Raw genomic sequence first — 22,681 nt, 5'->3', positions numbered from 1 at the left:
TTGTTATTTTAAAGAGCAAAGCGCACACACTTAGTTAGTGTGTGCGTTTAAAGGATGGTTATTTTGGTAGGCGTTTATGAATAACCATATCCGTATAGTACTCATCGGTAATTTTGTATTTTTTCAAAATCAAACCAAGTAAGGCGTGGAATACACCCGGAATGATAGTTAGCATCAGTGCTAAGCCCATAAGGGTAAATTCAGTTTGCTCAACGTTAGGCTTGTACTCAAAGAATGCCAGTAATAAACCACCTGCTAAGCCAGCTAAGCCACCCCCTGCTTTTTGGCAGAATGAAATACCACCAAATGATAGGCCCGATGCACGAACGCCGTCTTTAATTTCACCGTAATCTACAGCTTCAGCAATGGCAGACCAGAACACTGGTGCATGTAAATCAACAACAAATGACAAGATGATATAAAGCACAAACGCCATCATTACATCACCCGGCTGCACCACAAAATACATTAGCAATGAGATGAATAGCACGGCGATTTGTGATTGACGGAATAGCTTCATTTTACAGTAACGCTGGGTGATCCACGTACTTGCCACCATAGAGACAATAGATGCTGCAATACCCGCACTGGTAAAGGCACCCGCTAAATCTGGTACACCTAAGTAATAGGTTGCGTAATACATAGCAACACTGCCACGAATCGCATAGCCAAGCGTACCAAGCACACATGCTGCACACAGGAGTAACCATTGGTCGTTTTTAATAAGTACTTTTAATTGTGTAAGTACACCTTCGGTTTGTGGCTCATGGGTAATACGTTCGCGAGTAGTAAAAAAGCAAAACAAAAATAGTGCTACGGCACAAGCCGATACTAATGCCATTGCCAGTTTATAACCATACGACAAGCTGCCATCTCCCCAATATGAGGCAAGCAGCGGTACTGAAAATACGATCACCACATTGGCAATCTTAGCGAAGAACATACGGTAGCCATTAGCTGACAAACGCTCTTTAGGATCGGCAGTTAATACACCAATGTAAGAGATATAAGGGATAGCAACACCGGTAAACATCAAGGTCGCAAACAAGTATGTGGCATAAGCCCAAGCTAACTTCATGTTGTAGTCGAAATCTGGTGTGGTAAAGAGCAGTACGACCGATAAACCATACGGTACAGATAAAAATAAGAACCAGTGACGGAACTGACCCCAACGGGTTTTCACTTTATCGGTGATCACCCCCATTAAAGGGTCGGTAAAGGCATCAACAAAACGCGCCACTAAAAACAACACACCCATATCAACCGGATCAAGCCCGTAGATATCGGTGTAAAAGAAAGACATAAAATAGAATAACGCTGCAACCATGACATTTACTGCCATGTCGCCGGCACCAAAGCCGACCTTTTCTACAACGGATAACTTTTGAGATTCCATACAACAACACCCTAATTGGTCAATAATGAGCCGCCGCTCACTATTTCAAGCAATGCTAAAAAGTTTTCAACACTGCGTATCAAATAAATTTACAGCCTTAGATATTACACAGCTTGGCCATTGCGTTCGTTATTTTTGTAAATTTAATGCTAATCTAATTAATAGTATTATCATACTTATTAAATCGCAACTCTTTTCGACCGATGGTTTGGTTTATAAAAACCAATAAAAAACCCCAGCAAAGCCGGGGTTTTTAGGTCTATAAAAGAAATTTAGAAAGAATAACGTGCGCCTAGTGCGAATGTACGTGAGTAGATACCGTTACCAAAGTTAAATAGGTTGTCGTTACCTTCACCGTAGTAGCTTTGATATACGTCATCTAGGATGTTCGTTGCATCAAAGGTTACGACAAAGTCATCATTCACATTGTAGCTAAATTGGAAATCTAAGCTTTGCTCAGGACGATTCCAGAACTGAATTGGGTTAGCAAAGATTGCCGCTTCGTTACCTGTGTAGAACTCAGAACGCCATACATATGATAAACGCATATCGAATGAATCACGCTCGTAGATACCTACGATGCTGTACGATTCATCAGAAACACCGGCCATTTGCGAATCAACATACCCAGAGATTTCACCTAGCTCATTGAATTCAGGTGTATCTTGCTCTGAGTCAAGCATCGTGTAGCTTGCTTGCACACCAAAACCATTTAAGTACTCTGGTAAGTTTTCTGGGAAGTAAACTAAACCAACTTCTAAACCAGACAGTTCACCGTTTGAAGCATTCACTGGTGCACTTAATACATATGGGCGTGTTACGCCATCATCGCCTTCGCGCACAACTTGCTTACGACCCGCAACAACTAAGCCTTCAATTTCGCGCTTAAAGTAAGCTGCGTAAAGTGAGCTTGTATCTGCGAAGTACCATTCAAGTGATACATCATAGTTCTTTGATTCTGTTGGTTTAAGATCTGGGTTACCACCATTACCTGTACCGTAGGTAGCACCTTCTGTTAAAGGATCATACCAGTATTGCAGCGCGTTTAAGTCAGCAAAGTTAGGCATACGTAGTGTTTCTGTGTACGCGACACGGCCCACTACATCATCAGTGATGTTCCAGTTTAGTACTAAGCTTGGTAGTAATGCGCTGCTATCAGCACTTGCTGAGCTTTCTTCAAATACATTTGAGTTCATACCGCCAGACTCAGCAACAAAGTCCATGTCTTGCTCATAGCTTACATAACGTAAACCAAACTCACCGCTGATATCTTCCGTTAAGAAAAAGTTAGTTGTTGCATATAGCGCGTACGAGTTTTCTTCGATATCAAATGTTTTGTATACGTCTTCAGCTTCAAGGCCATATACGCTACGGACAGCATCGCCGTTATCTAGCATGTAGCCACCGTCAGCAGTTACAAAGCTATTGAATACATCAGCACGGCCATCGAAATAGTCATCAACTTGGAACACAATGCCTGTACCATCGCCAGATGCACCCGCCGCTGCTAGCTGTTCAATTAAGCTAGCCACAGAGGTGTTAGCAATACCAGCCTCTTGACCACGCGTGTACTCTTGCGCAGTTCGTTTTTCGTAACGACCGCCGAACTTCACTTTATCAAAATAAGTACCACCAATTAGGTATTCAGCATCAAATGTGAAAGTTAATGCGTCACCCGCGTTACCGCCGCCATTGTCATAAACAGTACCTGCATTCCAGTTTTCGATAGCAGCCATATCTGCTTCGTTTACCGCTGTGTTTGGATCATCCCAAAACGCAATACCTGGTACGCCGTCTTTATCGTTAAAGTCTACATCTAAGCCATATGCAGTGCGGTCAAAACGCATTGCGAAGAAATCTGTTTCGTACTCACTGTCTTGGTAAACAACTTCTGTGTTGATGGTTAGGTAATCGCTTGCTTGCCACTCGGCACCTAATGCATATAAGTAGCTATCTGTTTTACCATATGAAAAGTCACCACTTTGGAAACCGCCAGCACCAATCGCTTGCTTTTCTTTAACTACGTTAGTGCCATCAAACACCGTTGGTGTTTCAATGAAGCCGTTACCGTTTTCGAATGTATTTGAGAACCACATCGCGTTTTGCGATTCGTTTTCGTAACCTGTGTAGAAACCTTCAGCTGTGATTTCGAGTGTTTCATTAGGTGCCCACTGTAAAGAGACAGACGCAGCTGGACGCTTACGAAGACCGGTGAATGAAGTACCAAAAATAGCATCACGTGCAAGTAAGTATTCAGTTGGCTCACCATTTACGTCTAAAGTAGAACCTGCTGCAGTCGGTAGACCTAACTCAGTACCTTGAGTCCAAAATTCATTTGGTACACGTGAGTACGGTGAGTAGTTGTACTGTGGTTTATCAGTAAAGAATGGGAACGCTGCACCCGCAGTGATGGTGTCATCGCGGTAATGTGTTTCAGCATAAGAAATATTGAAAAGTGCGCCAAACTCACCAGCGCCGTCGATTTCCCAACGGTTAGAAAGTAACGCACTGATATTTGGATCAACTTCATCTGGTTGATCTGAGTAAATCGCACGTGCCGCTAAAACAACTTTTTCACCTTCGAAGTTGAAAGGACGGTGGGTTTTAATATCGATCGCACCTGCGATACCACGTTCAATTTGATCCGCCGAACGGGTTTTATAAACTGTTACACCCGAAAGTAAACTTGCAGGTATGTCTTGCAGCGCCACATCACGACCCGCACCTGTAAAGATAGCGCGACCATTTACTGTGGTATTAACATCAGTAAGACCACGGATTGAAACCGCACTTACTTCACCAGCACCACGGCCTGTTGTTTGTACACCCGTTACACGTTGTAATGCTTCAACTACGTTGTTATCAGGGAATTTACCAATATCTTCAGCAACAATTGCATCCACGATTTGAACGCTTGCACGTTTTTCATCTAACGCTTTGTTTAAACTGCCGCGAATACCTGATACTTGAATAACCTCCATCTCATCGACGTTATTCTCAGGAGTGTTTGGTGCTTCCTCCTGTGCAAAAGCAAATTGACAGGTAAATGCCATAACTACAGCACTGGCTATGTGTGTTCTTTTAAACATAAGCGGTGTTCTCCAAATTATAGTTATATCGGTCCGCTGAACTTTCCCCATTCAGTTACCGAAGAGTGACCACTGCATTGTGCATCGTGTGTTGTCAAAACGGTGCGCGAGTGTGTCTACATTTTATTATGTTAATACATTGCTGCCTGAACTTTAATCATATTGTATGATTATTTAACAGTCAACTCAAAAAGCCAAATTAAAATTAGTGCCATAGTGTTTACAAAAAACGTTGTAATTATAACACGTTACAAACTAAAAAAGGGCTGCGTTTTTATCTTGGGAATTTATGTAGACCCATTATTATCAGTCACTTAGCGTTTGTTTGTTTGCTTGTTTTATTTGTTTTTTGTTCATCCAGAGCAACAAAAAAGGGCTAACAAGTTATTTACCTGGCGTTTTTTGGTGCTACTATGATAAAAATACAATAATACAATATAGAGTTATTTTTTGCTGCACTTTTACTGGTTTGTTTCGATGTAAACAATCAGTTACTCAGTATAATCAGGCATACACTGTGTATTATCTGGTCATTCAGAGCGAGCTCTAAGTACAAAAGCTGCAGTTCGAACAACAATTATTAGTCACAGAGGACACTCATGAAGAAATTGAAAGCGTTAGCGCTGCCATTGCTTTTTTCGAGCAGCTTAGCCGTTGCACAAAACCCATTATTCACCGATGTATTTACTGCAGATCCAGCAGCACTTGTTCACAATGACACCGTATACCTTTATACAGGTCATGATGAAGCACCTAATAATGATGTGTTTTTTGAAATGCACGACTGGTTAGTCTTTTCATCAACAGACATGGTGAACTGGAAAAAACACGGCCCAATCATGAAAGCAACCGACTTTAAATGGGCTAAGGGCGAAGCATGGGCTTCACACATGATTGAGCGTGATGGCACTTTCTATTTCTTTACAACCGTTCGTCACAACGACACAAAACCAGGTTTTGCAATTGGTGTTGCGACGTCTAAATCACCAACAGGTCCATTTAAAGACGCGATTGGCCATGCATTGGTTACCGATGATATGACCAAGCATACGCCAAATGATTGGGACGACATCGACCCTGCTATTTATACAGAAGAAAACGGCGATACTTACATGTTCTTTGGTAACCTAATGCCAAAATACGTAAAGCTAAGCGACGACTTACTGTCTCTTGATGGTGAAATTAAAACGCTAGATTTACCAAACTTTACCGAAGCGTTATGGGTTCATAAGAAAAACGACAACTACTATGTATCGTACGCATGTGAGTTCCCTGAGAAGATCTGTTATGCCATGAGTAAAAGCATTCATGGGCCGTGGGAATATAAAGGTATTTTGAATGAAATCGCAGGTAACAGCGAAACCAACCACCAATCAATCATCGAGTACAAAGGTAAAGACTACTTTATTTACCATACTGGTGCTGTACCACCGATTGATGGCAAACCAAGTGGCGGGCGTTTTCGTCGCTCAGTGGCGATTGAGCCACTTTACTACAACGAAGATGGCACACTTAAACGTATTATCATGACCACTGAAGGTCTAAGTAAACAAGACAAGTAATATCAAAAAGGGCTCTTTAAGAGCCCTTTTTAATGTTCAAATGTAATACAAATAAACAAATTTAACGGAAAATCCTCTCTTTCAGATAAGTAAAAAACTTCCCTAATAGCGCAAAAATACCGAAAAAAACGCCAAAAATGACAACTTGAGAAAATTAAAATCACACTGTACATATTGTAAACACTGATACTTCATGTTTACATACCAATTACCTTTGCAAAAGTATTTGCACATTTTAAATCATACTATAAAATTACAATACTACGTTCTTATTAGTTTGATATAGGCACGCGGCAATTTTATTGACAACAATCGAATAAAAAAAATGAATCCCAGTTTCAAGAGGACACATAAAATGAAATTAAATAAATTAGCCATGGTCATAGCCTGCTCTTTGGCTGTTACAGGTTGTGGCAAAGAAGATGGTACTAAGCTTGACACAGCACCAGCGGTTGCCGACCCGCAAAGTGCAAAACCGACAGTAAGCAGCAGTGTTGAATACACTGAATCAGGTAGCGTAATGGTTACCAATGTAAGCGTGCACGATCCTTCTGTCGTTAAAGTTGACGACACTTATTATATTTTTGGTTCACACCTTGCTGCCGCTAAATCAACTGATCTCTTGAACTGGGAAATGGTTTCCTCGCCTTCAGTAGTAAAAGTAGACGGGCAAGATGTATTACAGGTCAATGAAAGCCCGTTGTTTGATTACAATTACTTAGCAGAAATAGCCGAAGGCGTTGAGTGGACCGATGGTTACCCTAGTAACTGGGCAGCCGATGTAATTCAATCACCAAATGGTAAATTTTGGTTCTACTATAATAGCTGCGGACAAGACAATACCAAAACGACTGACATAACTAATGATCAAATTTGTTGGGATAGAGGTTATTTAGGATTAGCTGAAGCCGACAATATTGAAGGCCCTTATACAAACAAAGGCATTTTCTTACGTAGCGGCTATCGCAATGAAGCTGAGTTTGCTGCATACCCTCTAGATAACGGGCAAACGACCTATGATGGTGGCATAGATCCGAATGTGATCGACCCAGCGGCATTCTATGATACAGACGGCAAACTGTGGATGGTGTACGGTTCTCATCATGGTGGTATTTTTATACTGGCTATGGACGAAGAAGCGGGCATGCCAGAAGCTGGTCAAGGCTATGGAAAACACCTTCTTGGTGGTGCTGGGCGCTTCATCGAAGGTGCTTTCGTAATGTACAGTCCAGAAAGTGAATATTACTACTTATTTTATTCTACTGGTGGCCTTGACTTAAACGGTGGTTACAATATCCGTGTAGCTCGTTCAAAAACACCGGATGGCCCTTACCTAGACAACGCAGGTAACGATATTTCAACATTAGGCGGCTTAGAAGTTGGTGAAAAACTAATGGGCGGCTATGAGTACACGCAAGAACTTGGCGAAACAGCACCTGCATGGGGCTACCAATCACCGGGCCATAACTCTGCTTACTACGATGAAGCGACAGGACGTCATTTATTAATCACGCATACGCGTTTTCCACAAACGTCTACTGAGTTCCCTGAAAATACAGAAGCGCACCAAGTTCGCGTACATGAAATGTTCATTAACTCATTAGGTTGGCCTATGGCTTCACCGCAGCGCTACGTACCGCTTGAAGGCGACAACATGGTTGTGGCAAATGAACTTTACGGTTATTACAAATTTATCAATCATGGTAACGATGTAAATACAGATGCTATTCGTTCAATGCATATTGCACTAAATGAAGATCACTCAGTAACAGGTGATGATCCAGGTATCTGGTACATGATTGATGACTCAAATATTAAGCTTGAGTTAGATTCTGGTACGTACTTTGGTGTCGCTAAATGGCAATGGGATGATGCAACTAAAACGATGGTTGTCACTGTATCAGCAACATCAAGCGAAGGTGCAACCATTTGGGCAAGTAAACGTGATGAAATTACCGCAACTACAAACGTGCTGAGCACTGTTCAAGAAGCACTAGATATCAAAACTGAATTATCAATTGCTGACGAAGGTTACTCATTACCAACTAAAGGTAAAGACGGTGCTGTAATTAACTGGGAAAGTAGCGATGAATACTACATCACCAGTGAAGGCTCAGTATTCATTCCAACGCCAGATCGCGGTGATAAAGCGGTTACTTTAACGGCTAATATCTCTTTAAACGGCGAGAGCACAACCAAGACATTTAATGTAAACCTTGAAGCACGCCCTGAGTTTAAAAATGCGATTGCTCACTATGCATTTGAAGACTCACTAAGTGATAGTCTGGATAATCTTGATGATGCGGGTGTAACAGATAACAACCTACTAAATGTAGGTGCTGGTACAGCTGCATACGCAGAAGGTCAAACAGGTAAAGCATTTAACTTTGACGGTGCAACCGGCGTACGCTTACCTGATGAAATTATTAACTCTGACAGTTTTACAGTTTCTTTTTGGTCAAAACCAGACACTCTCAATCCTTACACACCACTATTCTTTGCAGCAGAAAATGTCAATCGTTGGATTAGCTACATACCTGCTGGAGCTGCTCATTTTACCGAAAATCCATTAATTTGGAGTTTTTATCTTGGTGATAATGGTGAAGAGCTATGGAATCAAATAGTCCATACGCAAAAAGCGACTCTAAGCGCATGGACTCATGTGGCTATTAGCTATGATGAAGGGGTTATGAACTATTACTCGAATGGGGTATTAGTTGGCTCTATGCCTCGCCCCGATATGTTCAGCCATGAATCTAGTAACTTTGCGCTGGGTGTGAACTACGGTTGGGACTTACCTTTCCAAGGTCAAATTGATGAATTCATTGTATATGACTATGCCTTGAATAGTTTTAATATTAATGCTGCAGCAATGACAAACCAAACCAACCCAGATAACTTCCCTGCATTCATAAAGAGTGCGCTTGATTTAGGTGATGTATCTGCAGTACGTGAAAACTTTGAATTACCACGAGTAGGTCCATTTGTATCTGGTATTAGCTGGACGTCAAACAACGAAGAGTACTTAAAACCAGTTAACGGCACGGCTGTTGTGACACAACCAAGTGCGTCTGCTGGCGACCAAGTTGTAACATTAACTGCAACCATTAAGTACAAAGACTTTACTGATACTAAGTCATTCGATGTAACCTTAAAATCACTTGCTCCTGCTGAATACAGCTTCGAAGGTGACTTAAGTGCATTAAACGGTGCGTATGCGGCGGGTAAATCAACGGGTGGTTTCATCAATAATACAGGCGGTAGCGTAAGCTATGTTGACGGTGTAATTGGTCAAGCAGTATTCCTAGAAGGTTCAGGTGTTCGTTTACCGGATAACCTAATCACAACTAATGACTACTCAGTATCTATGTGGCTTAAACCAGAAAGCTTCACAGATTACACAACAGCGTTCTTTGCCGGCGCAAGTGCAAACGCATGGTTAAGTTATGTACCATCGATGGCTGACACAGCGCTAACGCGTTTATGGGCAAATAACGGTGCCTTCTTCGATAATGCAGAACTAGATAGCCGTATTCCTGCAAAAGAGTGGACACATGTTGCTTTCACTGTTGATGGTACAAACGGTGATGTACTGAAGATGTATGTTAACGGTGAACTACAGCTAGAAGCCGATGGCTTCCCACGTGTATTCACGGTTCCTGGTGAAACAAATGAGTTTGCTCTAGGTGTTAACTACTGGGATACGCCATACCACGGTGCTATCGATGAACTGAAAATTTTCAACGGTGCGATTAGCGCTGAAGAAATAAAAGCACTCTTTGATGCAGCACCTGCACAAGAGTAACAAAGTGAGGTGAGCTGCCTCACCTCAACTATTTGTTGTCTGGAAAGGCCGGGTGAAAACCCGGCTTTTTTCTAAAGCTTTAGTACCTTTTGCCGATACATACATATCATTCACTTTCATCGCTCTCATTATGGCTATTAACTCATTAGCAAGTGCGTTAACTAACTCAAACGCAGATACAGCAAGCAGTAATACCAACTCAAAAGTAGGCTACAAACTCAGCAACCAAGAAATGAATAAGCTCTCTGGTCGTGAAGTAGAGCCCGCTCAAAAAGAAGAAGTATCTAGCGAACTCCCCGCACATATTCGCAAAATGGTTGAACAACTTGAAAAGCTCAAAGAACAACTCGAACTTGCCAAAGAGCAATTAGCCAAACTGCAAGCACTCAAAAACCAAGAAGATGAAACTGTAAAAGTGCAAGTTGAAACACAGACCAAGATGGTTATGGAAATCCAAACGCAAATAATGTCTCTTAGCCAATCAATTAGCGATGCGCTAAAAGAAGCTGGTATTAGCGATCCCGGAGTGCTAATGAGTATGTTAGTTTGATGAAGGCTTTGAGCTTTAAGTCTCAAGATTTGCTCTTGCAACTTTCCCCTTGCTCACTCCTCATATAACACCCAAAAGCGAGTCAAAACCCAGTGAATATGCGGGCTCTGAAATATCGAGTGCGGAAATACGAAACTTCCTTTGCGGCTAAAATCAGTTATCTCATCTGTCATCTAGGCACACTACCACAATAGAGAAAAGTTAAACATTTAACTTTAAAATCAAAGCCATAACATTAAGAAAACAAAAGATTTAACCTTCTAATAAGTTCGAAATTAAAGCTCTCCTAGAATTAAATCAAAGCTTAACCTTATCAAAACCCCGCTGAGCAATACTTTGTTAGTATAGAAATTAGCCAGCTCAATCGTACTATGGACTCCCCCTATCAACGAAGTGAGGGCGTGTTATGCGTCAAATTTTATTACTTTCTGTAAATGGATTTACGCTACAAAGATTTTTATTAATGACATGTCTTTGGGTGTGCTTTTTTGCCACAGCCGATGAAACAAACCCGATTCTTACCGCAAGATCATGGTTAACTTTAGTGGACAATGCTGAATATATAAAAAGCTGGGAACAAACTGATCCACAATTTAAAGCAAAGACTCCACAAACAAAATGGCTTAAAGCATTAGATTACGCGCGAGTTCCTCTTGGTAGAGTGATGTCTAGAACTTACTTTTCCACTTCAGAGTATTCATCACTTTCGGGATTACCTGATGGCGAGTATTTAGTTATTAAATTTAAAACCGAATTCATTAATCAAGACAGTGCCATGGAAACAATCAGTTTGAGTAAAAATAATGGCCAGTGGCAACCTTTAGGTTATTTTATTAATTAGGAGTTTGCAAAGTTTGAGATGGATTATGTTGGGTTTCGCTTCGCTCAAACCAAGCTACCCGAAGAATGAGTAGGGCAAGTAATATGGTAGGCGTCACGCTTGCTTGGCACGTCATGAAAGCAATACCCTACGAGCAGACAAACATATCACCAACATACCCCACCGCTCAGCTAAAAACTGACAGCTGAAGGCTGACAGCCACAAAAAAGCCACTCATAAATGAAGTGGCTTTGGTTGAGTCGATTTTTTACTTATAACTTAATTTGGTTCACGCAAATGGAACACTTGGCACTTGTTACCTAAATCAGGTTGTTGTGCGAAGTTAGTGTTTTCAGCTAAACCACAGTTACTTAAACCAAGCGCTTGTTTTGTGTAGCGGTTGATAAGCATCACACCACCACCTTCTACTGGAGCAATGCGCCACTGTGCTGTTTTCGCCGCACAAGAAGCCATCTCTACGTTGGCACCGGGTACTAAGGCGTTATCAGCCACCGCAGCACAGAAATCGCTGTCAGCGCTTTGTTTAAGGCTTACATAGCCTGTATCTGTTGGTGTGAAGAACCATTGCTGTGCATCTTTATGCGTGTAAGCTTGTTGCTCAACATTGGTACCCGCTTTAACCGTACCAGCCACGCTAAGTGCTTTACCACTTTGTTGGCTTAATACTACAACACTGCCCATAGGGCGTAATTGCCAGTCGCCACACGCTGTTACGTCGCTTTGCTGTAAAACCGCTTGGTTTTGTGCAGCAGAACAACCAGCAACCGCTAATGGCTTGCCTGTGTAACGGTTGGTAATAGAGACATTACCATCTGTACTTGGTGCTACTTTCCATTGCTGGCAGAAGTTATTACGCCATGCTGCAGATTGTACTTTAGCGTTATCTGCGTCATTACAGCTTTCAAGCTCTAAGAACTTGCTGTCTTCACGGTTAGCTAAACGAACAAAACCATCTGTTGTTGCATCAATAACCCATTGACCATTGGTGCTTGCACACTGACGTTGCACAGCACGTGCATCTTGTGGATCAGCTGCGATGTCTAAACATGAGCCACTTGTTGCATTCACTAATTGATAGCGCTGACCTTGTACTCGCGTTACCAGTGGACCGTATTCACCTGATGGCGGAGCTACTTCAACGCCTGGTGTTAATGGTTTACCAAAGCTTGGCGTGCCATCGTCGTTCCAAGTAAATTTTTGCGCACGTAATGAACGAGTCGCACTACAACCGTGCTCTACCGAATCATTACCGTGATAAACTAACCAGTCTTCTGTACCGTCTGGCGATGTGAAAAAGCCGTTGTGACCTGGGCCAAACACTTCTTCTGTACGCTCAAATACTGGCTTGTCGTATTTTTTCCAGCTGCTCGCTTTAAGCGGATCGTCACCAACAAGCTCAAGCATACCTAGTTTGTAATCTGGGGTATTACAGAAGCTTGCTGAGTACGTCATAAACGTACGACCATTGTGCTGTAAAATTTCAGCACCTTCAGTTACTTTACGACCACTGATTTCCCAATCTAGCTCAGGACGCGTGATCACCGTATGCGGTGAGTTCTTCTTCAGAGTCCATGGGTTTTCCATTTCAGCAATAATGTTTAATTGCTGATCACCCTGCCATTGTGAGTAGATCACATACAACTTATCTTTGTACGTTAGGTAGTTACCGTCGATGTTCCATACGTTAGGCATTAATGCGCCCTTGTATTCGTATGGACCCATAGGATCGTCACCGGCACTTTCTAGTACGTTTAAGTGTTGGTTATCTAAAGTGCCATCAGTACCGGCTGTGTACATCATGTACCAACGGTAGCCGTTTGGCCCTTTTAGACGATGGAATTCAAACGCCCAGAAGTTACAGCAACGCTCAGGGTTTGCATCAGACCAAACATTGATAGGTGTTGCATCAGCAAGGCCCGCTAATGTTGGTGATTTACGCATCACTAACTCAGAAGTCCATGTTGTTGTAGTTAGGTAATAGTTACCATCCCAATACTCAAGCCATGGATCGGCGCCATTTGGGAAAAGAGGATTAGTAAAAATACCATTATCTTGGATTGGCGCTTTTGCTGTGGCTGCGATATCTGCTTTGGCTGTGTTGTCTTCAGCCGTAGTCTGACAGCCCGTCAGAGCGCCAAACGACAAGGCAAATACGCTGGCTAAGCCAGCCTTTTGCATTGCGCTTTTAAGCTTTGTTGTTTTCACGATTGTGTTCCTTTATTTTGTACCAAATTCGTACACGATGCGTGTTGAATACACGTCACCTGGCAGTAATGTTGTGCTTGGGAACGTTGGCTGATTAGGTGCATCAGGGAAATGCTGTGGCTCTAAACAAAAACCACTTCTGAAATTATGCACTAAGCCAGACGCTTGCTGAGTACTACCGTCTAAGAAGTTACCTGAATAAAACTGTACTGCAGGCTCTTCTGTGTAAACTGTTAACGTTCGGCCTGAGTTTGCTTCGTAAACCGTCGCAGCTTCTACAAGCTCATTGCTTGGCGTGTCTTTAAGCACAAAGTTATGATCATAACCTTTACCAAGTTTCAGTTGTTCGTTGCTTGCTTTGATATCTTGACCGATTGCTTTAGCAGTACGGAAGTCAAACGGTGTGCCAGCCACATCCATCAACTCACCAGTTGGGATCAAGCCGCCATCGACAGGGGTAATTGCTTTTGCGTTAATTTGCATTTGGTGATCAAGAATGTCGCCTTTACCCGCTAGGTTGAAGTAGCTGTGTTGCGTCATATTGATTATGGTAGGCTTGCTTGTTGTAGCAATAAACTGCATATCTAGCGTGTTGTTGTTCGTTAGCGTGTAAGTCACTTCTGTGGTCACTTCACCCGGGTAACCTTGGTCACCATCAGGGCTCACTAAACTTAAAGTAACGCCAGCGCTGTTTTGCGTCGTGAAAGGTGTCATGTTCCACACTTTTTTGTCGAAACCTTGCACACCACCATGTAAGTGGTTGTCACCGTCGTTGGTTGCTAATTGGTATTCAGTGCCGTTTAAGATGAATTTACCGTTTGCGATACGGTTACCAAAACGACCGATGATTGCACCGTAGTAAGTTGTCGCCTTTGTGTATGCTTCTAGGTTATCTAAACCCAGTACAATATTACCCATTTCGCCTTTTGCATCTGGCGTTTCAATACGCGTGATAATGCCGCCGTAGTTAATTACATCAACGCTAATACCATTGCTGTTAGTCAACGTTACTTGATTAACTGGGGTCTGATCAGCAAGTACGCCATAGGCCGTCATTGATGCTGAAGGGGAAGTCGTCATATTGTCTCCTTGATGAGCACACGCTGGTGTAAGGGCAATCCCACATGTCACCAACAATGCATAAAGCCCGCGCGACTTTTTCGTGTTCGAACTGGCTGTTTGATGAGTTGTTTTTAAACCTTGGAAAACACATTGCAATGACATATGAATAACCTTTTTGTAATTGTATTTATAGTTTTATAATACAATTACAGGTGTCATTGCAAATTTAATCGCTAAAGTTGGATTTTGCCGTCTTTCACCATGATGCAATCCATCCCCGCACTTTTGGCGGCTTGGTAGCCAATTTGCGTGTCTTCAAACACCACACATTTACTTGGTTCAACACCTAAAAGCGCTGCCACTTTTAAGAATGTTTCTGGGTTCGGCTTACCTTTACTAACATCACTGGCAGTCACTAAGGCACCAATTTTATTAATTAAATTCGTATCTGTTAGATGATCAATTGCATGTTCGCGATCAGCCCCCGTGCCCACGCCCATTGGCAATACACCATGGTACTTTTCAAGTACTGCGACGGTTTCGTCAATCACCAGTGGTTGGTGCTGTAAATCAACCCAAAACTGGTGTTTATCTTTTGCCACAACTAGAGGGTCGTGTTCTAAACCAAATTTTTCGTTAAGCATTTCAATTGTTTTAACGGTCGGAATGCCACCTAAGCTGTACATATAGTCGTAATCGAATGGGTAGCCATAGGCTTCGCAAGCTTTTTGCCATGCCTGTAAGTGACTGCCCATTGAGTCAATTAAGGTGCCATCCATATCAAAAATAATGCCTTGGTAGGCGCTTAAATCGATCATATCTACTCCTAAAAAGTTTCGCTTCACAATAGCATAAGCCAGCGAAGAGCGTGGCTCATCACTGGCTTAATCGACAACAAAATTTGGGGTGAACGTGCTCACACACAGCACGTTCTAGTACATAAAGTACTAATTCTTACAAGCCACGTTTTAGCATGTAGTAAGCTGCGTTATGACGAAGCTCTGTTTTGAAACCACGGATCGTCGTATTGTTATCGATGATCATCGTTTCAACGCCAGCCATTTCAGCAAAATCGATAATCATATCGGTTGTTACTGCTTGGCTGTATGCAGTGTGGTGTGCACCACCGGCGTGGATCCATGCAGCTGATGCTACAGATAGATTTGGTTTTGGTTCCCAAAGCGCTGAAGCAACAGGTAAGTGAGGTAAATCAGCTGGCGGAGCCACTGTGTCTACTTCGTTGATTAAGATACGGAAACGGTTACCCATATCAATTGGTGATACGTTGATTGCAGCACCCGGTTTTGCAGTAAACAATAAACGACCTACATCACATTTAACACCAATAGTGTGCTGGTGAACTTCAAGACGTGGTTTTTGCGCTGCAATTGAAGGACACACTTCTAACATGTGCGCGCCAAGTACTTGGTCAGTCTCACCCATGTTGTAAGTGTAATCTTCCATGAATGAACAACCGCCGTCACGGCCTTCACCCATTACTTTCATGATGCGAACCATAGCAGCTGTTTTCCAGTCACCCTCACCACCGTAACCATAGCCTTTCGACATTAGGCGCTGTGTAGCAAGACCCGGAAGACCAGAAAGACCTGATAAGTCTTCAAAACAGTTTGTGAATGCTTTAAAGCCGCCTTTCTCTAAGAAACGCTCCATACCAAGCTCTAAACGTGCTTCGTTACGTAGCATTTTCACTGCGTAATCGTCTTGTAGAGTTTCGTCAGCAATTACGTAGTCTTGCTTATATAGCTCTAACTGTGCATCGATTTCGTCTTCTGTGATTGTATCAACCACTTTTACAAGCTCAGCGACACCAAACGCGTGTACTTCATAACCAAAAGTAATTTGCGCTGAAACCTTGTTACCTTCAGTAACTGCAACTTGACGCATGTTGTCGCCAAAACGCGCAACTTTAAGTGTTTGGCTTTCTGCCCAACCTTTTGCCGCACGACACCAGTCATCTAACTGCTGTTGTACGTCAGCACGTTGCCAGTGACCTGCAACCACTTTACGCTCTTTACGCATTACAGTACCGATGAAACCGAACTCACGGTCACCGTGTGCACTTTGGTGCGTATTCATGTAGTTCATGTTGATGTCAGACCAAGGAAGGGCTGCATTGAACTGAGTATGAAGGTGTAACCAAGGCTTACGTAATTCGCTTAGGCCAGCAATCCACATTTTCGCAGGTGAGAAAGTGTGCATCCATAATACTAAACCAACACAGTTAGGATCCGTATTTGCCGCTTGGCAAACAGCGTGAATTTCTTCAGGTGACTTAACGGTAGGCTTACATACCAAGTTTACTGGTAGGTTCGCTTCGCTGTTTAAGCCCGCTACAATTGCTTCGCTGTCTTTGGCAACCGTTTCTAACACCTTAGGACCATAAAGATGTTGTGAGCCGGTAACAAACCAGACTTCTTTCGTCATCGTCGTCATGTTAATAATCCTCTAAATTCTTGCTATTTGCTCTGACCGTAATACGCGTTTTTACCGTGCTTACGTAGATAATGTTTATCCATCACTGCTTTTTTAAGTTCAGCTGCGTGTGGATCTAAAGTGCGTGTTAAATACGCCATGCGTGCAATCTCTTCGAGTAGCGCGGCATGGTATACAGACTGAGCGGCATCTTTACCCCACGTGAAAGGCGCATGACCCGCAACAATCACCATAGGTGCAGCTTTCGGATCGCGGTCTTGATACGCATCAGTAATTTGAATACCGGTTTCTAATTCATAATCGCCATTCACTTGCTCATCGGTTAGCTCACGAGTACAGGTGATATCACCGTGTACATAGTCAGCGTGAGTTGTGCCAAGGCAAGGAATGCTTTGTTTTGCTTGCGCCCATGCAGTTGCATAGGTCGAATGCGTGTGTGTTACACCGCCAATTGCATCAAAGTGGCGATATAAATGAACATGCGTTTTAGTGTCAGAAGACGGACGCATAGACCCTTCAACAATGTTGTTTTCAAGGTCGACGATCACCATGTCGTCGGCTTTCATTTGGTCGTACGATACACCACTTGGTTTAATCGCAATCACGCCTTTGTCGCGGTCGATTTGCGATACGTTACCAAAGGTATAAATTACTAAGCCACGACGTTGCAGCTCCATGTTCGCTTCATAGACTTCACGTTTTAGTTCAGTAAAACTCATGCTTTGTCTCCGTTTACATAGCTTGCAAGTGCTTGGTAGTTGGCATAAAGCTCGTCATATACAGCAACGCGCTCTGGGTTTGGTAAGTACTGATGACATACTGACGACGCCATTACTTTTTGAGCATCTGCTACTGTTGCGTGCTCACCCGCAGCAACCGCAGCCATAATTGCCGCACCCAATGCACAGCTTTGCTCACTTTCTAAAACGTCGATTGGACAGTTCCAAACATCAGCACAGGTTTGCATTACGTAGTCTGATTTTTTAGAAATACCGCCAATAACGACCACAGACTCGATTGGCACGCCTTCGCTACGGAAACGCTCAGTGATAGCACGTGCGCCAAAGGCTGTTGCTTCAACAAGCGCTTTGAAGAACTTAGGTGCATCAGTGCCCATTTTTAAGCCTGTTAATGCCATGGCAACGCTTTGGTCAGCATCTGGCGTACGACGACCATTTACCCAATCAAGCGCAGTTACATCGTTGCTTGTTACAGGCAGTGCTGCCGCCGCTTTTGATAGATCAACTAAGATTGAATCTTCTAGCTTGTTAACTAACGCTTGTTCAGCGTCAGATAGATTTGTCAGTTGGCGAGTTGGCCAAAGTACTAGGTTTTTGAACCATGCGTATAAATCACCAAACGCAGATTGACCAGCTTCTAAGCCAACCATTCCAGGGATCACTGAGCCATCAACTTGACCACAAATACCTTTAACGCAAGTATCACCTAGTTGCTCTTTAGACGTTACTGTGATGTCACAGGTTGAGGTACCCATTACTTTAGTTAGAACGCCAGGACGAACATTGGCTGCTACTGCGCCCATGTGACAGTCAAATGCACCGTAACCAATTACGATACCTTGTGGTAAACCTAGCTTCTCGGCCCACTCAGCAGTTAAGTTGCCAGCAACTTGGTCGCTTGGCTCTGTCGTTGCATTTAACGTATCAACAACACCATCTAATAGTGGATCGATATTGCTGAAGAAACTGTTTGGTGGGAAACCGCCCCACTGCTCGTTCCACATTTGTTTGTGGCCCGTTGCACAACGCCCTAGCTTTAATACTTCAGGGTGAGTTGTGCCACACATTAGCGCGGTCATCCAATCGCAGTGTTCAACCCATGAATAAGTGGCTGCTTTTACACTGCTATCAACGCGGAAAATATGTAATGCTTTGGCCCAGTACCACTCAGAAGAGTAGATACCGCCCATATGTGAAAGGTAGTTCACATCGTTGTTAGTGGCAGCTGCAGTGATTTCATTTGCTTCTTTAATAGACGTATGGTCTTTCCACAAAATGAACATTGCATTTGGGTTTTCTGCAAATTCTTCAGTTAATGCCAGTGGTGTACCTTGGCTATTAATTGCCACAGGCGTTGAGCCAGTTGTATCAAAGCTCATACCCACTACTTTGTCTGCAGTACCCGCTGGAACTTGTGACCATAGACCATTAACTACTTCTACAAGGCTATCAATATAGTCTTGTGGATGCTGACGAAACTGATCCTTACTTGGGTCACAATATAAGCCTTGTGCCCAGCGCGGGTAGTTTACTAAATGGCTGGCAAGTTCTTCACCAGTCGCAACATCAACGAGTAATGCTCTTACCGAGTCTGACCCGTAGTCTAATCCCAACGTATAACGAGACATAATTACCTTTCACTAATTGCTTACTAACATTGTTAGTCATTATCTTTATTTGTATGATAATATCAACAATACCAGATTGTAAAGGTATTATAAAAATATTATTAACAGGATTATTTGCTGCTGGCGGGCGATTTATTGCGCAGTTTCTCTGGAAGATTAGATTGTTTTTTCAGCACAAATAATAGGTTAAAGCCACTACATTAACTTTTGTATGATAAGAATGGGAAAACTATGTCTAGTCAATTAGAACAACTTAAAGCAGTGACAACCGTTGTTGCTGATACGGGTGATTTTGAAGCAATCAACGAATATAAACCGCAAGATGCAACAACGAACCCATCACTAATCTTAAACGCGATTCAAATTGAGAAATATCGCCCACTTGCTGCCGAAGCCGTATCATGGGCAAAAGCACAAAGCAGTGACGCAGCTGAAGTTGTAACAAAAGCAGCTGACAAGCTAGCGGTATTAATTGGCTCTAAATTAATGGAGCAAGTGCCGGGTTTAGTTTCAACAGAAGTGGATGCGCGTTTATCATTTGATACTCAAGCAACCATTGATAAAGCACTTGAGCTTGTTGCTCTATATAAAGAGCAAGGTATCGACACATCGCGCGTGTTAATCAAAATTGCTTCAACATGGGAAGGTATTCAAGCGGCTAAAGTACTTGAAGCGCAAGGTATCCGTTGTAACCTAACGCTGGTATTTGCATTTGCTCAAGCACGTGCTTGTGCCGAAGTAGGCGCTTACCTAATTTCACCATTCGTTGGTCGTATTCTTGACTGGTACAAAGCACAAGATGCAAGCGCTGATTTCGACGGTGCTAACGATCAGGGCGTTAAGTCAGTAACGCATATCTATAACTACTTCAAAAAGCACGGCTACGAAACGATTGTAATGGGCGCAAGCTTCCGTAACATCGGTGAAATCCAAGAATTAGCAGGTTGTGACCGTTTAACTATCAGCCCTAAATTACTTGCTGAACTAGCTGCAACTGACGCACCGTTAACTCAAAAACTATTACCAGCAACAGAAAAAACAGACGCGCCAGCAGCCATGACTGAGCAGGCTTTCCGCTGGGAAATGAATGAAGATGCCATGGCAACTGAAAAGCTAAGCCAAGGTATTCGTCAGTTCGCAATTGACCAAGAGAAACTAGAGTCAATCTTAAGCGAATTAGTTTAAACCGATTGTTTAAGCAGCAAAAAGCCCGCAAACCAAAGTTTGCGGGCTTTTTTATTACCTGCCTTTTAGTAAAAGCAGGCTTATCGTGTTGCGATTACGATAATTTTTAGCCAGTCACATTATTCAGCAAGTAATGCGTTTGCTTTTGCAACTAGGTTTGCCACTGTGAAACCAAAGTGCTCAAGCAGTACTGCGCCAGGCGCTGATTCACCAAATGTCTCCATGCCTAGTACATCACCATCTTGGCCAACATACTTGAACCAGAAGTCGCGGTGTGCAGCTTCAACAGCAATCTTAGGTGTACCCGCTGGTAACACGCTTTGACGGTATGCTTTATCTTGGCTATCAAACTGATTCGTTGATGGCATAGATACCACGCGAACTTGCTTGCCTTGTGCTGTTAACTCAGCAGCAGCATTCACAGCTAGTTCTACCTCAGAACCCGTTGCAATAAGGATAAGCTCTGCAGCTTGTTCGCTATCAACAAGTACATAACCCCCTTTTGCAATGTCAGCAACTTGCTGTGCATCACGTGCCATTGCTTTGGTACCCTGGCGGCTGAAGATAAGTGAACTTGGGCCTGTTTCTTTTAATAACGCTTGGCGCCAAGCTACTGCTGTTTCAGTTTCATCACATGGACGCCATGCAGTCATGTTTGGTGTCATGCGAAGGTTAGCGATTTGCTCGATTGGTTGGTGAGTTGGACCATCTTCACCTTGACCGATTGAGTCATGGGTATACACAAAAATGCTCTGTGCTTTCATTAATGCTGCCATACGTACAGCATTACGTGCGTATTCCATAAACATTAAGAAGGTTGCGCCAAATGGAATGAAACCACCATGTAATGCAATACCATTCATGATTGCGCTCATACCAAACTCACGTACGCCATAGAACACGTAGTTACCATCAGCAGCATCTTGTAAACCTTTTGCTTCTGGCCATAAGGTTAAGTTAGAACCAGCAAGGTCGGCAGAGCCACCCATTAGTTCAGGAAGCTGGTTAGCAAAGAAGGTGATCGCATTTTGTGATGCTTTACGTGTCGCAATGTTTTGCATGTCGGCTTGGCATTTAGCAATGTACTCATCAGCTAATTCAGCGAAATTAGCTGGTAATGCTTTTTCAAGAACACGACGTGTGTATTCTTTTGCTAGTTCAGGGTGTGCTTTGCTATAAGCTGCAAACTTTTGCTGCCAAGCACCTTCAAGCTCTTGGCCTTTCGCTTGATTATTCCACTCGTTATAAACTTCTTGTGGAACTTCAAATGCTGGATGTGGCCAGTTTAACTGCTCACGTACAGCAGCGATTTCGTCGTGACCCAGTGGTGCACCGTGACAGTCGTGGCTACCTGATTTATTTGGCGAGCCAAAACCAATCACTGTTTTACAACAGATTAGTGTTGGTTGCGTAGTGTTGCTTTGTGCCGCTTCGATTGCACCCGCAATTGCATTCATATCGTGACCATCAACATCACGAATAACTTGCCAGCCGTAAGCTTCAAAACGTGCAGGCGTATCGTCGGTGAACCAACCTTCTACTTCACCATCGATAGAGATGCCATTGTCATCCCAAAATGCGATTAGCTTGCCTAGACCTAACGTACCCGCCAGCGAACATGCTTCGTGCGAGATACCTTCCATTAAACAACCATCACCCATAAAGCAGTAAGTGAAGTGATCAACAATATCAAATTGTGGCTTATTGAATTGTGCCGCTAAGGTTTTTTCAGCGATTGCCATACCAACTGCGTTAGCAATACCAGAACCTAATGGGCCTGTCGTTGTTTCAACACCCGGTGTGTAACCATATTCTGGGTGACCCGGTGTTTTAGAGTGAAGCTGACGGAATTGCTTAATATCTTCAATACTTACGTCGTAACCGCTAAGGTGTAACAATGCATATTGCAGCATTGAACCATGGCCATTCGATAACACAAAGCGGTCACGGTTAGACCAGTCTGGGTTTAATGGGTTATGACGGTGAAAGTTTTGCCACAATACAGCTGCAATATCAGCCATACCCATCGGCGCACCTGGGTGGCCAGAGTTAGCTTGTTGAACGGCATCGACAGCAAGTATGCGAATAGCATTTGCAGATTGAGAACTAGGCAGAGTCATCTTATTAGCTTCCTGTTAATATTATAATATAAATAATATCGCAA

Annotated in this window: 14 protein-coding genes; 5 read left to right on the top strand and 9 right to left on the bottom strand. The window is 43.0% G+C overall.

Features of this window, described 5'->3' with window-relative positions; translation table 11 throughout:
• Positions 1 to 58: 58 nt before the first annotated feature.
• Together CWB80_RS01495 and CWB80_RS01490 are read right to left on the bottom strand one after the other, a co-directional pair.
• Positions 59 to 1,396, bottom strand: coding sequence for an MFS transporter (locus tag CWB80_RS01495; RefSeq protein WP_054552279.1), 1,338 nt, complete (start codon positions 1,394 to 1,396; stop codon positions 59 to 61).
• 272 nt (positions 1,397 to 1,668) lie between these two features.
• The gene (locus tag CWB80_RS01490; RefSeq protein WP_138599116.1) at positions 1,669 to 4,485 is read right to left on the bottom strand and encodes a TonB-dependent receptor; all 2,817 of its coding nucleotides are present in this window, start codon (positions 4,483 to 4,485) and stop codon (positions 1,669 to 1,671) included.
• A 599-nt stretch (positions 4,486 to 5,084) separates the two neighbouring features.
• On the opposite strand from CWB80_RS01490, the gene CWB80_RS01485 reads away from it, so the two are divergent.
• From CWB80_RS01485 to CWB80_RS01470, 4 genes are all read left to right on the top strand, one after another.
• On the top strand, positions 5,085 to 6,047 hold the full coding sequence (locus tag CWB80_RS01485) for a glycoside hydrolase family 43 protein (RefSeq protein ID WP_138599117.1): 963 nt from the start codon (positions 5,085 to 5,087) through the stop codon (positions 6,045 to 6,047).
• Between the two features lie 355 nt (positions 6,048 to 6,402).
• Positions 6,403 to 9,852: a LamG-like jellyroll fold domain-containing protein gene (locus CWB80_RS01480; RefSeq protein WP_138599118.1), complete on the top strand. Its 3,450-nt coding sequence runs from the start codon at positions 6,403 to 6,405 to the stop codon at positions 9,850 to 9,852.
• 52 nt (positions 9,853 to 9,904) lie between these two features.
• Positions 9,905 to 10,402: a type IV pilus assembly protein FimV gene (locus tag CWB80_RS01475; protein WP_249362486.1), complete on the top strand. Its 498-nt coding sequence runs from the start codon at positions 9,905 to 9,907 to the stop codon at positions 10,400 to 10,402.
• Between the two features lie 406 nt (positions 10,403 to 10,808).
• Positions 10,809 to 11,243, top strand: a complete 435-nt coding sequence (locus CWB80_RS01470; protein WP_235372521.1) for a DUF4019 domain-containing protein — start codon at positions 10,809 to 10,811, stop codon at positions 11,241 to 11,243.
• A 258-nt stretch (positions 11,244 to 11,501) separates the two neighbouring features.
• On the opposite strand, the gene CWB80_RS01465 is transcribed toward CWB80_RS01470, so the two are convergent.
• From CWB80_RS01465 to CWB80_RS01440, 6 genes are all read right to left on the bottom strand, one after another.
• On the bottom strand, positions 11,502 to 13,448 hold the full coding sequence (locus tag CWB80_RS01465) for an RICIN domain-containing protein (protein ID WP_249362485.1): 1,947 nt from the start codon (positions 13,446 to 13,448) through the stop codon (positions 11,502 to 11,504).
• Positions 13,449 to 13,460: 12 nt separating this feature from the next.
• A complete protein-coding gene (locus tag CWB80_RS01460) occupies positions 13,461 to 14,672 on the bottom strand; it encodes an aldose epimerase family protein (protein ID WP_138599119.1) in 1,212 nt (403 codons plus the stop codon).
• A 71-nt stretch (positions 14,673 to 14,743) separates the two neighbouring features.
• On the bottom strand, positions 14,744 to 15,328 hold the full coding sequence (locus CWB80_RS01455; RefSeq protein ID WP_138599120.1) for an HAD family hydrolase: 585 nt from the start codon (positions 15,326 to 15,328) through the stop codon (positions 14,744 to 14,746).
• A 136-nt stretch (positions 15,329 to 15,464) separates the two neighbouring features.
• Positions 15,465 to 16,964 (bottom strand): L-arabinose isomerase, encoded by a 1,500-nt coding sequence (gene araA, locus CWB80_RS01450; protein WP_138599121.1) that lies wholly within the window; start codon positions 16,962 to 16,964, stop codon positions 15,465 to 15,467.
• Positions 16,965 to 16,987: 23 nt separating this feature from the next.
• A complete protein-coding gene (locus CWB80_RS01445) occupies positions 16,988 to 17,683 on the bottom strand; it encodes an L-ribulose-5-phosphate 4-epimerase (RefSeq protein WP_054552270.1) in 696 nt (231 codons plus the stop codon).
• On the bottom strand, positions 17,680 to 19,332 hold the full coding sequence (locus tag CWB80_RS01440; RefSeq protein ID WP_054552269.1) for a ribulokinase: 1,653 nt from the start codon (positions 19,330 to 19,332) through the stop codon (positions 17,680 to 17,682). The genes CWB80_RS01445 and CWB80_RS01440 overlap by 4 nt, the downstream gene beginning before the upstream one ends.
• 231 nt (positions 19,333 to 19,563) lie before the next feature.
• Between CWB80_RS01440 and tal the strand changes: the two genes are divergently transcribed.
• Complete coding sequence (gene tal / locus CWB80_RS01435) at positions 19,564 to 20,517, top strand: transaldolase (protein ID WP_138599122.1); 954 nt, start codon at positions 19,564 to 19,566, stop codon at positions 20,515 to 20,517.
• A gap of 119 nt (positions 20,518 to 20,636) precedes the next feature.
• Here tal and tkt read toward each other — a convergent pair whose 3' ends face one another.
• Entirely contained in the window at positions 20,637 to 22,637 is a 2,001-nt protein-coding gene (tkt, locus tag CWB80_RS01430; RefSeq protein WP_138599123.1) for a transketolase, read from the bottom strand.
• Positions 22,638 to 22,681: the final 44 nt, after the last annotated feature.

The sequence above is a fragment of the Pseudoalteromonas sp. S1650 genome (assembly GCF_005887195.1).
GTDB classification, from domain to species: Bacteria; Pseudomonadota; Gammaproteobacteria; order Enterobacterales; family Alteromonadaceae; genus Pseudoalteromonas; species Pseudoalteromonas simplex.
Note: the sequence above shows the minus strand (reverse complement) of the source record. Positions and strands in the feature narration are given on the sequence as shown.

What these genes read in the sequence shown, in the direction of transcription:
- CWB80_RS01495 (WP_054552279.1), bottom strand. Translation starts at nt 1,396, where the DNA reads ATGGAATCTCAAAAGTTATCCGTTGTAGAAAAGGTCGGCTTTGGTGCC.
- CWB80_RS01490 (WP_138599116.1), bottom strand. Translation starts at nt 4,485, where the DNA reads ATGTTTAAAAGAACACACATAGCCAGTGCTGTAGTTATGGCATTTACC.
- CWB80_RS01485 (WP_138599117.1), top strand. Translation starts at nt 5,085, where the DNA reads ATGAAGAAATTGAAAGCGTTAGCGCTGCCATTGCTTTTTTCGAGCAGC.
- CWB80_RS01480 (WP_138599118.1), top strand. Translation starts at nt 6,403, where the DNA reads ATGAAATTAAATAAATTAGCCATGGTCATAGCCTGCTCTTTGGCTGTT.
- CWB80_RS01470 (WP_235372521.1), top strand. Translation starts at nt 10,809, where the DNA reads ATGCGTCAAATTTTATTACTTTCTGTAAATGGATTTACGCTACAAAGA.
- CWB80_RS01460 (WP_138599119.1), bottom strand. Translation starts at nt 14,672, where the DNA reads ATGTCATTGCAATGTGTTTTCCAAGGTTTAAAAACAACTCATCAAACA.
- CWB80_RS01455 (WP_138599120.1), bottom strand. Translation starts at nt 15,328, where the DNA reads ATGATCGATTTAAGCGCCTACCAAGGCATTATTTTTGATATGGATGGC.
- araA (WP_138599121.1), bottom strand. Translation starts at nt 16,964, where the DNA reads ATGACGACGATGACGAAAGAAGTCTGGTTTGTTACCGGCTCACAACAT.
- CWB80_RS01445 (WP_054552270.1), bottom strand. Translation starts at nt 17,683, where the DNA reads ATGAGTTTTACTGAACTAAAACGTGAAGTCTATGAAGCGAACATGGAG.
- CWB80_RS01440 (WP_054552269.1), bottom strand. Translation starts at nt 19,332, where the DNA reads ATGTCTCGTTATACGTTGGGATTAGACTACGGGTCAGACTCGGTAAGA.
- tal (WP_138599122.1), top strand. Translation starts at nt 19,564, where the DNA reads ATGTCTAGTCAATTAGAACAACTTAAAGCAGTGACAACCGTTGTTGCT.
- tkt (WP_138599123.1), bottom strand. Translation starts at nt 22,637, where the DNA reads ATGACTCTGCCTAGTTCTCAATCTGCAAATGCTATTCGCATACTTGCT.